We start from the raw sequence: 12573 nt of genomic DNA, 5'->3' as shown, positions 1-12573 counted from the left end.
ATAAAGCCTCGCTGACGGCAACGCCCATATGGTGCTACTTCCAGCTCACCACGTCGAGTGAGCTGTTCGGGGCGCTCCTGTCCTACCCAAAGCCCGTCTGCTCTCTTCGGTCCTTCAATGATGCCCAGGTCTGAAGAGTACGGGCCGTACTTCTTACCTACAAGCTGCCCGATTCGTTACCGAAGGTAAAGGCGTGACTGAACATGAGTCATGTGCGATCGTACGCCTGTTCGAAAACCCTCGGGCCGGTACCGTCTTGCTGTGACCGACACGAGCGATAGCACCACTTCGGTTCAGGTCAGTGGTGCCAGGTTGCTCCAGCAAGATCACCCGGTAGTGATGGGCGTACTCAACGTCACCCCGGATTCGTTCTCCGACGGGGGCCGCTTCGCCGACGTCGACGCGGCCGTCGCGTACGGCGTGCGGCTGCGCGGGGAGGGTGCCGACCTCATCGACATCGGTGGCGAATCCACCCGTCCGGGTGCCGAGCGGGTGGACGGCCCGACCGAGATCGCCCGGGTGCTGCCGGTGATCAAGGAGCTGGCCGCCGCCGGGGTTCCGCTGAGCATCGACACGACCCGGGCCGAGGTCGCCGCGGCCGCCCTCGCGGCGGGCGCGGTGGTGGTCAACGACGTCTCCGGCGGCCTGGCCGACCCGGGCATGGCCGCCGTCGTCGCGGACGCCGGCTGCCCGTGGGTGCTCATGCACTGGCGCGGCCACTCCCGCCGGATGCTCGACCTGGCCACCTACACCGACGTCGTCGCCGAGGTCCGCGACGAGCTGCTGCAGCGGGTGGACGACGCGGTCGCGGCCGGCGTCGACCCCGGGCGGCTGATCCTCGACCCGGGCATCGGCTTCGCCAAGCACGCCGAGCACAACTGGGCGCTCAGCGCGCACCTCGGCGAGCTGGTCGCGCTGGGCCGTCCGGTGCTCTTCGCGGCGAGCCGCAAGACCTACCTCGGCCGGTTGCTCGCCGGGCCCGACGGCGAGCCGCGGGGTGTCGACGGCCGCGAGGCGGCGACGATAGCGACGTCCGTGCTGGCCGTCGCCGCGGGGGCCTGGGGCGTCCGCGTGCACGACGTGCGCGCGACCGTCGACGCGCTGGCCGTGTGGCGCGCCACCGGCAGCCCGCGTTTCCAAAGATCAGATTCCGGGGGTTCGCGGTGAGCGACCGCATCAGACTGGGCGGCCTCAAGGCCCGGGGCCACCACGGCGTGTACGACTTCGAGCGGCGCGACGGCCAGGACTTCGTGGTCGACGTCGAGCTGGAGCTGGACCTGGCCCGGGCCGCGACGACCGACGACGTCGCCGACACCGTCCACTACGGCGAGCTGGCCGGCGCCCTGGTCGAGGTGATCACGGGCGAGCCGGTCAACCTGATCGAGACCCTGGCCGACCGGCTCGCGACGGTCTGCCTGGCCGACGCCCGGGTCGCCGCCGCGACGGTCACCGTGCACAAGCCGCAGGCGCCGATTCCGCACGAGTTCGCCGACGTGTCGGTCACCGTCCGGCGCACCCGATGACCCGGGCGATCCTCTCGCTGGGCAGCAACCTCGGCGACCGGTACGCGCACCTGACCGGCGCCGTCGCGGGCCTGGGCGGCAGCGTCGTGCTGGCCTCCGGGGTGTACGAGACGCCGCCGTGGGGCGATGCCGACCAGCCGGCGTACCTGAACGCGGTCCTGCTGGTCGCCGACCCGGCGGCGGGCCCGGCCGACTGGCTGGAGCGGGCCCGGGAGCTGGAGCGGGCCGCCGACCGGGTCCGCGATCCGCGGCGGCGGTTCGGGCCGCGCACGCTCGACGTCGACGTCATCGCGGCCTGGCAGGAGGACGGCACGCCGGTGCTCAGCGACGACGCGGAGCTGACCCTCCCGCATCCTCGGGCGCACCTGCGCGCGTTCGTCCTCAAGCCCTGGCTCGACCTGCAGCCGTACGCCCGGCTGCCCGGACACGGCTGGGTCACCGACCTGTTGAACTCGCCGGAGCTGACCGCCGACGCGAACGCACTGACCCCGCGGCCCGATCTGCCGTTAGAGTCACAGGAGTGAGCAGCACCCCCGGCGGTGGAACGCCAGATCCGTCGTTGCGGCCGACCAGCATCTCGACGCTGGTGGTCGCCGGGCTGGCCGCGGCCGCGGTCGGCTGGCTTCTGCTGAGCTCGTTCTACGCGCAGATGCCGCGGCTGCCGTGGTTTCCGATCATGGTGCTCGCGGCGCTGGCGATCGCCGAGGCCTTCCTCGCGCAGAACACCGGCGCCCGGATCCAGCACAAGCCCGGCGCGCCGCGCGTCGACCCGCTCGCGGTGGCCCGCTACGCGGTGCTCGCCAAGGCGTCCTCGCTGGCCGGTGCCCTCTTCGGGGGCTTCTCCGCCGGCCTGCTGGCCTGGTTGTGGCTCGAGCCGACCCGGGCCGCCCGCGACGACATTCCGGCGGCTGTCGGCGGGGTGGTCGCCTCGTTGGCGCTGGTCTGCGCGGCGTTGTGGCTCGAGCGCTCCTGCCGGGTTCCGGAACGGCCCGATCAGAAGGACGGTGGCGAGTCGGATCGGTCCGCCGGTCGGCCCTGATCTTTAGCGGTTCAGTACTTGAACCGAAACCGGTTCGCCTACGTATGCTGTGCCGCGGCGAAGGAGGCGCGTGATGGCCTACGACGACACGACATATCGTCGTGACACGAGCGACCGGGCGGCAAGCAACCCGGCCGCGTACCGGGCCGGCGTGGTGACCCCGGACTATCGCACCGGCCGCCGCGACCTCGATCCCGAAGACGTCGAGCTCGGCGGCGACGAGCCGGTGACCGAGCCGCTGCGCGGCGACGGGCCGGACGACGGCGGGCGGGACCGGCTCGGCATCCACATCGGCTGGGAGATCCTCCTGCTGCTGGCGGTGGCCGCGATCGCCTTCCTGCTCTACCGGCTCGATCCGGCCGGCCTGCGCCGGCCCGCCCTGGACACGCTGCTGATCTCGGGCGCCGCGATCGGCCTGCTCGCCCTCGGCGCCGGGCTGACGCTGCGGGCCGGCGTACCGAATCTCGCGCTCGGCCCGATCGCGCTCGCCGGCGCGCTGCACTTCGCCGAGAACGGCGACGAGGGCCTGGTCCAGGCCGCCCTGCCGGCGCTGATCATCGCCGCCGGCGGCGGCCTGGTGGTGGCGCTGTTCGTGATCGTCCTGCACGTGCCCGGCTGGATCGCGTCGCTCGGCGCGGCCATGGGCGTGGTCGTCTACGACCAGCTGCGCACGGCGCCGGTCGCCGTGCAGGGCGGCTACGACCCGTCGGACCACGCGTTCTACCTCTTCGGCGGCTTCGCGCTGCTCGCGGTCATCGGCGGCGCGCTCGGCACGGTCACGCCGATCCGCCGGATGGTCGGCCGGCTGCGCCCGTACGGCGATCCGGCGGTGCGCCGGGGTGCCGCGGCGGCGCTGCCGGTGATCGCCGCGTTCGTGCTCTCCTCGGCGTTCGCGGTCGGCGCCGGCATCCTGATGGCGGCGCAGTCGAGCGCGCCGATCCGCCCCGGCACCGGGCTGGAGTGGACCGGCATCGCGTTCGGCACCGCCCTGCTCGCCGGCACCAGCGCGTACGGCCGGCGCGGCGGCATCTTCGGCACCCTGCTCGCGGTCGCCGGCGTCACGCTGTTCATCGACTACGCGGAGCGGCGCGACCTCGACATCGCGCTGTTCGCCATCGCGGGCTGCACGATCGCCGCCGGGCTGATCGTGAGCCGGCTGGTCGAGACGTACGGGCGCCCGCTGCCGGTGCCCGCAGTCGGCGAGGACTGGAACGCCGCCGCGTCGTCGGGCACCACCTGGTCGCCCGACATGCCGGAGACGTGGGCGACCTCGGCGACCCCGCCGGAGACCACCGCGGGTCGCTGGGACGAGGGCCCGTGGGGAAGCGCCCGCTGATCACTCGGAAGTCCGCCCTATGCTGACACCATGACCGACTCGACCTTCGCCGAGCTTGACGCCCTGCCTACCGAGGAGCTGCGCGAGCGCGCCTTCGCGAAGGCCCGCGAGCGGCGCGACCTCAAGTTCTTCTGGTCGGTGTTCCGGCACCTGCCGGACGCGGACGAGGCCGAATCGCTGGACGGCGCGCCGAACTCGGTCGGCCCGACCATCGACGAGGCGGTCGCGCTGTGGCGCGAGCTGACCGGGCACGGCTTCGGCGAGCAGGAGCCGCTGTTGCGGGCGGCGTTCATCGACTACCTGCAAAAGCACTGATTCCCCCGCAAGGGACGCATTCACGGATATCAGCTTCCGCGCGTTTGGCGACCGGAATCCGCTGGGCAATAACGGATTCATGGCTCTCACCAACCGCTACAAAACCGCGCCCGGTGCGGGCACGCTCGCCGCGCTGATACTGGTCCTGGTCTTCGGCAGCCCCTGGTACGCCGACTGGGCCGCCGACAACACCAACCCCGACACCGCCGGAGGCTGGTGGCTGCGCCTGCTCGCGTGGCCACACTGGCGCTTCGACTCCGACGACTCGCTGCGCTCGATCCTGATCACCGATCTCCGGGCGATCCTGGTCGTCGTGCTGACCCTGCTCTTCCTCTACCTGCTGCCCGGCTCGCAGCTGGCCCGCGCCCGCGGCACCCTCAGCCAGTTCTTCGCCGGCTGGGCGGCGTACATCTTCGCCGCCGGCTTCGCCGCGCTGCTGACCACCCTGTTCCTGGCCAACCCGTCGCTGCTCGGCGCGTTCCGTACCGCCGGGGAGGGCGCCGCCTACGGCCTCTTCGTCGGCTGGATCGTCGGCATCGCCACCCTCGGCGGACGCCGAGGAACCCGTTAGCCGGACGGCCGTGCCACCCGGCCCGCGGGCCGGGTGGTCAGGTCAGGCAAGGGCGGCGGCATCCTCGTTGGGCACGTCGAAGAGCGCCGAACGCGAGACGGCGCCGACCGGCGTGCCGTCGTCGACCACGATGACGTTGAGAGCGTCGCTGGTCAGCATCACCGCGAGCGCGTCGTGGAGGGTGCCGGACAGGTCCACCGTGGGCAGCCGGGAGATCTCCTCGACGTGTCCGATCGGGCGCATCGCGTCCCGGACCGGGGTGACCGCCAGCCGGCGGATGCCTCGATCGGCGCCGACGAACTCGCGCACCGCCGGTGACGCCGGCCGGCTCAGCAGCTCGGCCGGGGTCGCGTACTGCAGCAGGTGGCCGCCCTCGGCCAGCACCGCGATCCGGTCGCCGAGCCGTACCGCCTCGTCGATGTCGTGGGTGACCAGCACGATGGTCTTGCGGACCGTGGCCTGCAGCCGGAGGAACTCCTCCTGCAGCCGGCCGCGCACGATCGGGTCCACCGCGGAGAACGGCTCGTCCATGAGCAGCACCACCGGATCCGCGGCGAGCGCGCGGGCCACGCCGACCCGCTGACGCTGACCGCCGGAGAGCTCGTGCGGGTAGCGGCCGCCGTGCCGCGCCGGGTCGAGGCCGACCAGGTCGAGCAGCTCGTCGGCGCGGGACCTGATCCGCTTGCGGTCCCAGCCGAGCAGCCGCGGCACCGTGCCGACGTTCGTGCGGATCGTCTGATGCGGAAAGAGCCCGACGTTCTGGATCACGTAGCCGATCTGCCGGCGCAGCTCGACCGGATCCTGCGCCGAGACGTCCTCGCCGTCGATCAGGACCCGGCCCTTGGACGGCTCGATCAGCCGATTGATCATCCGAAGCACGGTGGACTTGCCGCAGCCCGACGGGCCGATCAGCACGACCAGCTCGCCCGCCGGCACCTCCAGGCTGATGTCGCCGACCGCTACCGTGCCGTCCGGATAGACCTTGCCGAGGTTCGCGAGCGTGATAGACGCCGCGCTCCGGCGGGCACCGGAGTCCTTGATCGCGGTAGCGTCCACGTATGTCCTTCCTGTCGAGGGGCCCGGCGCCTGCGTGGCCCCTGGCCGCCCCCGCTGATGACGGGCCGGGAAATCCGTGGTTCTCGTGGCGCTACGTCCACGACAACGCCGATGAGATCCTCGCCGCACTGCAGTTCCACGTGGGTCTCACCGCGCGTGCGGTGATCATCGCGTTGATCGTCGCACTGCCGCTTGCGGTCGTCTCCTACTGGTGGCGACCGCTGACCGGCCCGATTCTCGCACTCTCCGGCATCCTGTACACGATTCCGTCGCTGGCGCTTCTCGCCCTGCTCGCCCCCGCGGTCGGCACCACGACCGACACCGCGGTCCTGATCGCGCTCGTGCTGTACGCCCTGCTGGTGCTCGTGCGCAACTCGCTGGCCGGGCTCACCCAGGTGCCCGGCGAGGTGCGCGACGCCGCGGCTGGCATGGGCTACGGGCGCCTCGGCCGGCTGTGGCGCATCGAGCTGCCGCTGGCGCTGCCCGGCATCCTCACCGGCCTGCGGCTCGCGACGGTGTCGACGGTCGCGCTGGTCACGGTCGGCGCGTTGATCGGCCGGGGCGGACTCGGCGACATGATCCTCGGCGGCTTCCGGAACAACTTCTACAAGGCCGAGATCATGACCGGCACCATCCTCTGCGTCGGCCTGGCCCTGGTGCTCGACCTGCTCCTTGCCGGGCTGGGACGGGTGCTGACGCCCTGGACGCGGGAGCGGAAGCTGTGAACTACCTCCAAGAGGGCTTCGTCTGGCTCAACGACCCGCTCAACTGGACCAACCCCGGCGGGCTGCTCGACCGGCTCGCGGAGCATCTGATCATCTGCGCGTGGGCGGTGCTGCTGGGCTGCGTCGTCGCCTGGCCGCTCGGCATCTGGCTCGGCCACCGCGGGCGCGGCGGCGGCGGGGTCGTCGTGCTGGCCAACCTGACCCTGGCGCTACCGACGCTGGCGATGCTGACCATCCTGCCGCTGACCCCGCTGGGCTTCGGCAAGCCGCCCGTCGTGGTGGCGCTGGCCGTCTTCGCGGTGCCGCCGCTGCTGGCGAACGCGTACACGGGGCTGCGGCAGATCGATCCCGAGACGCGGGACGCCGCGCGGGGCATGGGCCTGTCCGGCGGGCAGCTGCTCCGCCGGGTCGAGCTGCCGCTCGCGGTGCCGTACCTCGCGGCCGGGTTGCGGACGGCGGCCGTGCAGGTGGTGGCCACGGCCGGGCTGGCCGCGTTCGTCAACGGCGGCGGGCTCGGCGAGATCATCCTGGCCGGCTTCGGCATCGGCATCAGCAACGGCGGCGCCGGGCAGATCGTGGCCGGGGCCCTCGTTGTGGCGCTGGTCGCATTGCTGGTCGAGGCGCTGCTGGCGGGCGTACAAAGGCTGGTGACACCGCCTCCACTACGGACCGGGCGGCGAGCCCGGCCGACCGCGGCGGCGCCCGCCGGGTAACGGTCCCGCATCGTTACGCAAGATGTCACACCCTGCGGGTAGGAATGTGTGTGGCCAAACCACGCGGGCATCGAACACCGACTGCCCGTCGGACACGCGGCGCGGCAGTCCGCCGTGCCGGGACACAGAAGGCGGCAGTAATGCACCGACAACTCCTCCTGACGGCCGGCACCCTCATGACGGCCGCCGTCATCCTCGCCGGCTGTGGTGAGTCCGGCTCCTCCGGCACCGAGGCGCCCCCGAGCGCCGCGGCCGGCGCCGGCTGCGCACCCGTTGCCGGCGACACCCTGGTCGTCCTCACCGACGACAAGCACCTGCAGAACACCGACAACATCGTCCCGGCGATTCACAAGAAGTCCTCGTCGCCGCAGCTCGTCGCGGCGCTCGACAAGGTCTCCGCGGCGCTCGACACGACCAAGCTGATCGAGCTCAACAAGGCCGTCGACGTCGACCGCAAGTCCTCGAAGACCGCGGCCGAGGAGTTCGCGGCCGCCAACAACATCACCGCGGGCATCGAGAAGGGGCCCGGCGGCGACCTGAAGGTCGGCGCCGCCAACTTCAGCGAGAACGCGACCCTCGGCGAGCTCTACAAGATCGCTCTGACGGCGGCGGGCTACAAGGTCGAGGTGCAGCAGATCGGCAACCGCGAGCTCTACGAGCCGGCCCTGGAGAAGGGCGACATCGACGTCGTCCCGGAGTACGCGGCCACCCTGGCGACGTTCCTCTCGGGCAAGGTCGAGGGCAAGGACGCCAAGGACCCGTCCTCGCCGGAGCTCGAGACCACGATGACCAACCTGACCGCGCTCGGCGACAAGGTGGGCCTGGTCTTCGGCAAGGCCTCCGCGGCGCAGGACCAGAACGCGTTCGCCGTCACCGAGGCGTTCGCCACCAAGTACGGCGTCAAGACCCTCTCGGACCTCGCCGCCAAGTGCTCGGGCGCGGCCACCATCCTCGGCGGCCCGGCGGAGTGCCCGCAGCGGCCGAAGTGCCAGCAGGGCCTGGTCGAGACCTACGGCTTCAAGGCGGGCGAGTTCAGCTCCCTGGACGCGGGCGGTCCGCTCACCAAGACCGGCCTCAAGCAGGGGACGATCAGCGTCGGCCTCGTCTTCAGCTCGGACGGAGCCCTCGCGGCCGGTTGATGACTGAGCCTTTTTCAACGTGGCCAGGGCGGCAACTCCCGGCGGCGGCCGACGGCCCGGATGCGGCCGGCCATAGGCCAGGTTGAAATTGCGCACAGGCTGATGCGTCACGGACGCCGGGCACCCGATCGCGGGAGCCCGGCGTCCACCCGTTTCGTGACGGGCACCACTCTCGGTAGCATCTGCGACCATGCCTGACCGGGACCCCGAGGCGCAGCACTCAGCGCGCCTCATCACGGCGCTGATCTGGGCCGGCGTCGTCATGGCCCCGGTCGCCGCGCTCATCGTGCTGCTCGGCGGCGGCGTCGGCTCGGCCCGCGTCGCGGCGCTGCTGCTCGCGGTCTGCGTCGTGCTGATGGGCGCGTCGATGCTGATCAGAAACGATCCGGTGCTGCACCGCATGGACGTCGAGGAGCGGGTCGCGGCCGAGGTCGACGGCCTGCGCGAGCGGTTCCGCGAGGAGATCGCCGCGGCGGCCCGCGCGACGGGTCACCGGGTGCAGGTGCTCCAGGACGAGATCACCCGCCTGCGCGCGGCGGGCTCCCCGGTCGCGGGCCTCCCACCGGCGCCGCCGTCGGCGGCCCGGCCGGCGGGAGTCGCCGTTGCCGCCGCCGCGGTCGTGGGCCGCCCCGTCAGCCCGCCCGTCGGGCCCGGCGCCGGTGGCCGCATGGGCGGGCCGGTTCCCGGGTCCCGCCCGGGTGGGCCGGTGCCGGGGTCCGTGCACCCGGCCGGCGCCCGCGTGCCGGCGACGGCCGCCGCTTCGGTCAGCGCCGGCGGGGTCGCCCGCGTCGCGGCCGCGGCCTCGGTGTCCGCGCCCGTTGCTCAGCCCGTGACGGGATTGGCCTCCGTCGGCTCGGCTTCCGTGGGTTCGGCCCGGGTCGGCTCGGCCTCCGCCGGTTCGGCCCCGATGGGCTCGGCCCCGATGGGCTCGGCCCCGATGGGCTCGGCCCCGATGGGTTCGGCGTCCGTCGGTTCGGCTTCCGTGGGTTCGGCCCGGGTCGGCTCGGCCCGCGTCGCCTCGGCCTCGGCGGGTTCCGGCGCCGGATCCGGGTCCGCACGGGGCGGACATGTCGGAGCCGGCCCGGTGGCGAACGGCGTGATTCCGCGGGCCCGCGTCGCCTCGGTCGCGCCGTCCTCGGGCGGGGCGCACCCCCGGAACGGGCACGGCACGGCCCCGGCGGGTGAGGTCTCCCGTGGTGGGCCGATCTCCCAGGTGGATCTGGTCTTCCAGGGCGGTGTCCTCCCGCCCGCGCAGCGCCGGGCCGGCGGCTACGAGCTGGGACAATCCGGTTCGGCCTGGGCGGAGCGGGGCGCGAGCGCCGAGTACTGGCAGGCCTCCGAGTTCGGGCCGGTCACCGAGGACGGCGACGACTACGACGCCGGGCCCGCGGCGGCGGTCGAGCAGCGGCCGTCACGGCGGCACGCGGCACCCGACACGGGCACCGACCTGGCCCGCTTCGGAATCAGCGACCAGGCGGGCCACGGCGGCGCCGACGGCTACGGCCCCTACGGCGGCCACCAGGCGTCCGCGAACGGCGGCTACGACTACGGCTACTCCGAGCCGGCCGCCGGGAACGACGCCGCCTGGCAGGACGCGGGGTGGCAGAACACCGGCTTCGCCGCGGAAGCCGCCTACGGCCAGGCGGCCGGCTACGACGAGGCGGCCGGCTACGACGAGGTGGGCGGCTACGACCAGGTGGGCGGCTACGCCCAGTCGGCGGGCTATGACCAGTCGGACGGCTACGGCATGGCGGGCGGCTACGCCGAGGCGGCCGGCTACGACCAGGTGGGCGGCTACGCCCAGTCGGATGGCTACGACCAGTCGGATGGCTACGCGCAGGTGGGCGGCTACGACCAGGGCGCCGCCTTTGAGCAGGCAGCCGTGTATGGCCAGGGAACCGCTTACGGCAGGGGGACCGCATATGGTCAGCCGGCCGGCCACGCCGACCAGTTCGGCCCGGACCCCATGGCCGCCCGTAACGGCCGGAGCGACCGCGCCCCGGGCGAATACGGCCGCTGGTAGGCCCGCTACTTGTCGATGTCCCCGACCACGAAGAACATCGACCCGAGGATCGCGATCAGGTCCGGCACCAGGCACCCCGGGATCAGCGTCGCCAGCGCCTGCACGTTCGCGTAGGACGCCGTTCTCAGCTTCAGCCGCCAGGGCGTCTTCTCGCCGCGGGACACCAGGTAGTAGCCGTTGATGCCCAGCGGGTTCTCCGTCCAGGCGTACGTGTGGCCCTCCGGCGCCTTGACCACCTTCGGCAGGCGCACGTTCACCGGCCCGCCGATCTGGTCGACCCGGTCCAGGCAGGCCTGCGCCAGGTCGAGGGAGACGTACACCTGATCCAGCAGCACCTCGAAGCGCGAGTGGCAGTCACCGGCCGTCCGGGTCACCACCGGAACGTCGAGCTGGTCGTAGGCCAGGTACGGCTCGTCGCGCCGCAGGTCGATGTCGAGGCCGCTGGCCCGCGCCACCGGCCCGGACGCGCCGTACGCCGCCGCCTGCTCGGCGGTCAGCACCCCGACGCCGACCGTGCGGGCGAGGAAGATGTCGTTGCCGCGGATCAGCCGGTCGATGTCCGGCATCCGGCGGCGCACCTTGTCGATCGCCTCCCGGGCCCGGCCGGTCCAGCCCGCCGGCACCTCCTCCTTGAGCCCGCCGACGCGGTTGAACATGTAGTGGATCCGGCCGCCGGAGACCTCCTCCATGACCGCCTGCAGCGTCTCCCGCTCCCGGAAGGCGTAGAACATCGGCGTGATCGCGCCGATCTCCAGCGGGTACGAGCCGAGGAACATCAGGTGGTTGAGCACCCGGTTCAGCTCGGCGAGGGCCATCCGCAGCCAGGTCGCGCGCTCGGGAACCTCGATGCCCATGAGCCGCTCGACGGCGAGCGCGACGCCGAGCTCGTTGCTGAAGGCCGACAGCCAGTCGTGCCGGTTGGCCAGCACGATGATCTGCCGGTAGTCGCGCACCTCGAACAGCTTCTCGGCGCCGCGGTGCATGTAGCCGACGATCGGTTCGCAGGCGGTCACCCGCTCACCGTCCAGGGTGAGCTTGAGTCGCAGCACGCCGTGCGTCGACGGGTGCTGCGGGCCGATGTTGAGCACCATGTCGGCCGTCTCCAGCCCGGACCCGGTGCCGACCGTCATCTCCTGCAGCTCGCTCACGGCAGCATCGTCCCACGAAGCTCGATGCCGACCTCGTGCAGCAGCCACCAGTGCCCGCCCAGCCCGGCGGGGTCGGTGAGTTCGGCGGCGGCGCCCGCCGCGCTCAGCGCCCGCAGATATCCCGCCGGGTCCGTGCGCGCCAGGTCGAGCGCCGGTCGGCCGCCGTCGACACCGAGGCCGCGCAGCGCCTCGCGCTGGCCGATGATCCGGTACGCGGTCCCGGCCGCGGCCGCGGCGGAGTCCACGGCGACGTGTGCCGTGATGTCGCAGGTGCCGTCGGGCACCGGCTCGATCTGCCGCCCGTCCCGGTAGCCGGTCAGGGTGCCCAGCGGCGGCCGGGCCGCGCGCAGGTGCCCGTAGTCGACGGCCAGCGCGCAGCCGAACCGCAGCGCGCCGACGGCATCGGCCCAGGCGGTGTCGCGGGGCCAGCCGATCTCGATCCGGTCGCCGAGACCGGCGTCCGGCCACCACCGCGCGGCCCAGAAGCGGTCGGCGGCGCCGACGTCCGGCCCGAGCGACTCCAGCCCGGTCACCCGGTCGACGAGCACCCGGCGCAGCCGCCCCTCGGTGTCGATCTCGGCGACGTCGAGCGGCACGTTGTCCAGCCATTCGGTCGCCAGCAGCACCCCGATGAGCTGCTCCGGCACGTCGCGCCGCCAGCCGATCTCGCGGGGCAGCCCGGCGGGCCGCGGTGCGATCTCGACGCCGGTGAAGCGGATCCGCGCGGCGAGGCCACGAGCCCCCGCGGCCGGGTCGGCGTTCACCAGGGCGCGCAGGGCGGCGAGCAGCTCGCCGCGGCCGGCGCCCACGTCGACCACGTCCAGGCGGTCCGGGCCGCCCAGCGCCGAGTCCACCCGCCGGATCAGCCGCAGCAGGGCGCTCGCGAACAGCGGGGAGGCGTGCACGCTCGTCCGGAAGTGGTCCGCGGGGCCCTCGGCCGCGCGGGTGAAGAAGCCCCCGGTTCCGTACAGTGCCCCCGCCATCG

The 12573-nt window shown here is 72.9% G+C and carries 14 protein-coding genes; 11 read left to right on the top strand and 3 right to left on the bottom strand.

The genetic code is table 11. From position 1 onward, the window contains the following. Positions 1-339 precede the first annotated feature (339 nt). The 7 genes from folP to ACIBSW_RS05980 all read left to right on the top strand — a co-directional run bounded on the left by folP (position 340) and on the right by ACIBSW_RS05980 (position 4784). Positions 340-1167: a dihydropteroate synthase gene (gene folP / locus ACIBSW_RS06010; RefSeq protein WP_354718267.1), complete on the top strand. Its 828-nt coding sequence runs from the start codon at positions 340-342 to the stop codon at positions 1165-1167. Then, a complete protein-coding gene (gene folB, locus ACIBSW_RS06005; RefSeq protein ID WP_354718268.1) occupies positions 1164-1523 on the top strand; it encodes a dihydroneopterin aldolase in 360 nt (119 codons plus the stop codon). Before folP ends, folB begins: the two co-directional genes overlap by 4 nt. Next, a complete protein-coding gene (gene folK, locus ACIBSW_RS06000; RefSeq protein WP_354718271.1) occupies positions 1520-2047 on the top strand; it encodes a 2-amino-4-hydroxy-6-hydroxymethyldihydropteridine diphosphokinase in 528 nt (175 codons plus the stop codon). Before folB ends, folK begins: the two co-directional genes overlap by 4 nt. Further along, positions 2044-2562, top strand: coding sequence for a DUF3180 domain-containing protein (locus ACIBSW_RS05995; RefSeq protein ID WP_354718273.1), 519 nt, complete (start codon positions 2044-2046; stop codon positions 2560-2562). The genes folK and ACIBSW_RS05995 overlap by 4 nt, the downstream gene beginning before the upstream one ends. A gap of 73 nt (positions 2563-2635) precedes the next feature. After that, entirely contained in the window at positions 2636-3898 is a 1263-nt protein-coding gene (locus ACIBSW_RS05990; RefSeq protein WP_354718274.1) for an ABC transporter permease, read from the top strand. 30 nt (positions 3899-3928) lie between these two features. Beyond that, complete coding sequence (locus ACIBSW_RS05985) at positions 3929-4213, top strand: hypothetical protein (RefSeq protein WP_354718276.1); 285 nt, start codon at positions 3929-3931, stop codon at positions 4211-4213. 79 nt (positions 4214-4292) lie between these two features. Then, positions 4293-4784, top strand: a complete 492-nt coding sequence (locus ACIBSW_RS05980; RefSeq protein WP_354718278.1) for a hypothetical protein — start codon at positions 4293-4295, stop codon at positions 4782-4784. Between the two features lie 42 nt (positions 4785-4826). Here the strand turns inward: ACIBSW_RS05980 and ACIBSW_RS05975 are convergent, their stop codons facing one another. Beyond that, the gene (locus ACIBSW_RS05975; protein WP_354718280.1) at positions 4827-5840 is read right to left on the bottom strand and encodes an ATP-binding cassette domain-containing protein; all 1014 of its coding nucleotides are present in this window, start codon (positions 5838-5840) and stop codon (positions 4827-4829) included. Positions 5841-5842: 2 nt separating this feature from the next. On the opposite strand from ACIBSW_RS05975, the gene ACIBSW_RS05970 reads away from it, so the two are divergent. From ACIBSW_RS05970 to ACIBSW_RS05955, 4 genes are all read left to right on the top strand, one after another. Further along, the gene (locus ACIBSW_RS05970; protein ID WP_354718282.1) at positions 5843-6565 is read left to right on the top strand and encodes an ABC transporter permease; all 723 of its coding nucleotides are present in this window, start codon (positions 5843-5845) and stop codon (positions 6563-6565) included. Then, entirely contained in the window at positions 6562-7278 is a 717-nt protein-coding gene (locus tag ACIBSW_RS05965) for an ABC transporter permease (RefSeq protein ID WP_354718284.1), read from the top strand. The genes ACIBSW_RS05970 and ACIBSW_RS05965 overlap by 4 nt, the downstream gene beginning before the upstream one ends. 140 nt (positions 7279-7418) lie before the next feature. Then, complete coding sequence (locus ACIBSW_RS05960) at positions 7419-8417, top strand: glycine betaine ABC transporter substrate-binding protein (protein ID WP_354718286.1); 999 nt, start codon at positions 7419-7421, stop codon at positions 8415-8417. 190 nt (positions 8418-8607) lie between these two features. Next, positions 8608-10440: a hypothetical protein gene (locus ACIBSW_RS05955; protein WP_354718287.1), complete on the top strand. Its 1833-nt coding sequence runs from the start codon at positions 8608-8610 to the stop codon at positions 10438-10440. 5 nt (positions 10441-10445) lie between these two features. Here the strand turns inward: ACIBSW_RS05955 and ACIBSW_RS05950 are convergent, their stop codons facing one another. Further along, positions 10446-11570, bottom strand: a complete 1125-nt coding sequence (locus ACIBSW_RS05950) for an NADH-quinone oxidoreductase subunit D (protein ID WP_354718433.1) — start codon at positions 11568-11570, stop codon at positions 10446-10448. Between the two features lie 14 nt (positions 11571-11584). Continuing rightward, positions 11585-12571 carry an SAM-dependent methyltransferase gene (locus ACIBSW_RS05945; RefSeq protein ID WP_354718434.1) on the bottom strand — a complete coding sequence of 329 codons (987 nt, stop codon included), beginning with the start codon at positions 12569-12571 and terminating at the stop codon, positions 11585-11587. Positions 12572-12573 lie beyond the last annotated feature (2 nt).

This window comes from Actinoplanes sp. NPDC049668 (genome assembly GCF_044465445.1).
Lineage (GTDB): Bacteria > Actinomycetota > Actinomycetes > Mycobacteriales > Micromonosporaceae > Actinoplanes.
The sequence above is the reverse complement of the archived record's forward strand: the minus strand, read 5'-3'. Positions and strand labels throughout refer to the sequence as shown.

Coding starts and splice junctions, on each gene's coding strand:
- ACIBSW_RS05945 (WP_354718434.1), bottom strand. CDS start 12,571: ATGGCGGGGGCACTGTACGGAACCGGGGGCTTCTTCACCCGCGCGGCC.
- folK (WP_354718271.1), top strand. CDS start 1,520: ATGACCCGGGCGATCCTCTCGCTGGGCAGCAACCTCGGCGACCGGTAC.
- ACIBSW_RS05990 (WP_354718274.1), top strand. CDS start 2,636: ATGGCCTACGACGACACGACATATCGTCGTGACACGAGCGACCGGGCG.
- ACIBSW_RS05960 (WP_354718286.1), top strand. CDS start 7,419: ATGCACCGACAACTCCTCCTGACGGCCGGCACCCTCATGACGGCCGCC.
- ACIBSW_RS05970 (WP_354718282.1), top strand. CDS start 5,843: ATGTCCTTCCTGTCGAGGGGCCCGGCGCCTGCGTGGCCCCTGGCCGCC.
- ACIBSW_RS05955 (WP_354718287.1), top strand. CDS start 8,608: ATGCCTGACCGGGACCCCGAGGCGCAGCACTCAGCGCGCCTCATCACG.
- folP (WP_354718267.1), top strand. CDS start 340: ATGGGCGTACTCAACGTCACCCCGGATTCGTTCTCCGACGGGGGCCGC.
- ACIBSW_RS05980 (WP_354718278.1), top strand. CDS start 4,293: ATGGCTCTCACCAACCGCTACAAAACCGCGCCCGGTGCGGGCACGCTC.
- ACIBSW_RS05950 (WP_354718433.1), bottom strand. CDS start 11,570: ATGACGGTCGGCACCGGGTCCGGGCTGGAGACGGCCGACATGGTGCTC.
- ACIBSW_RS05985 (WP_354718276.1), top strand. CDS start 3,929: ATGACCGACTCGACCTTCGCCGAGCTTGACGCCCTGCCTACCGAGGAG.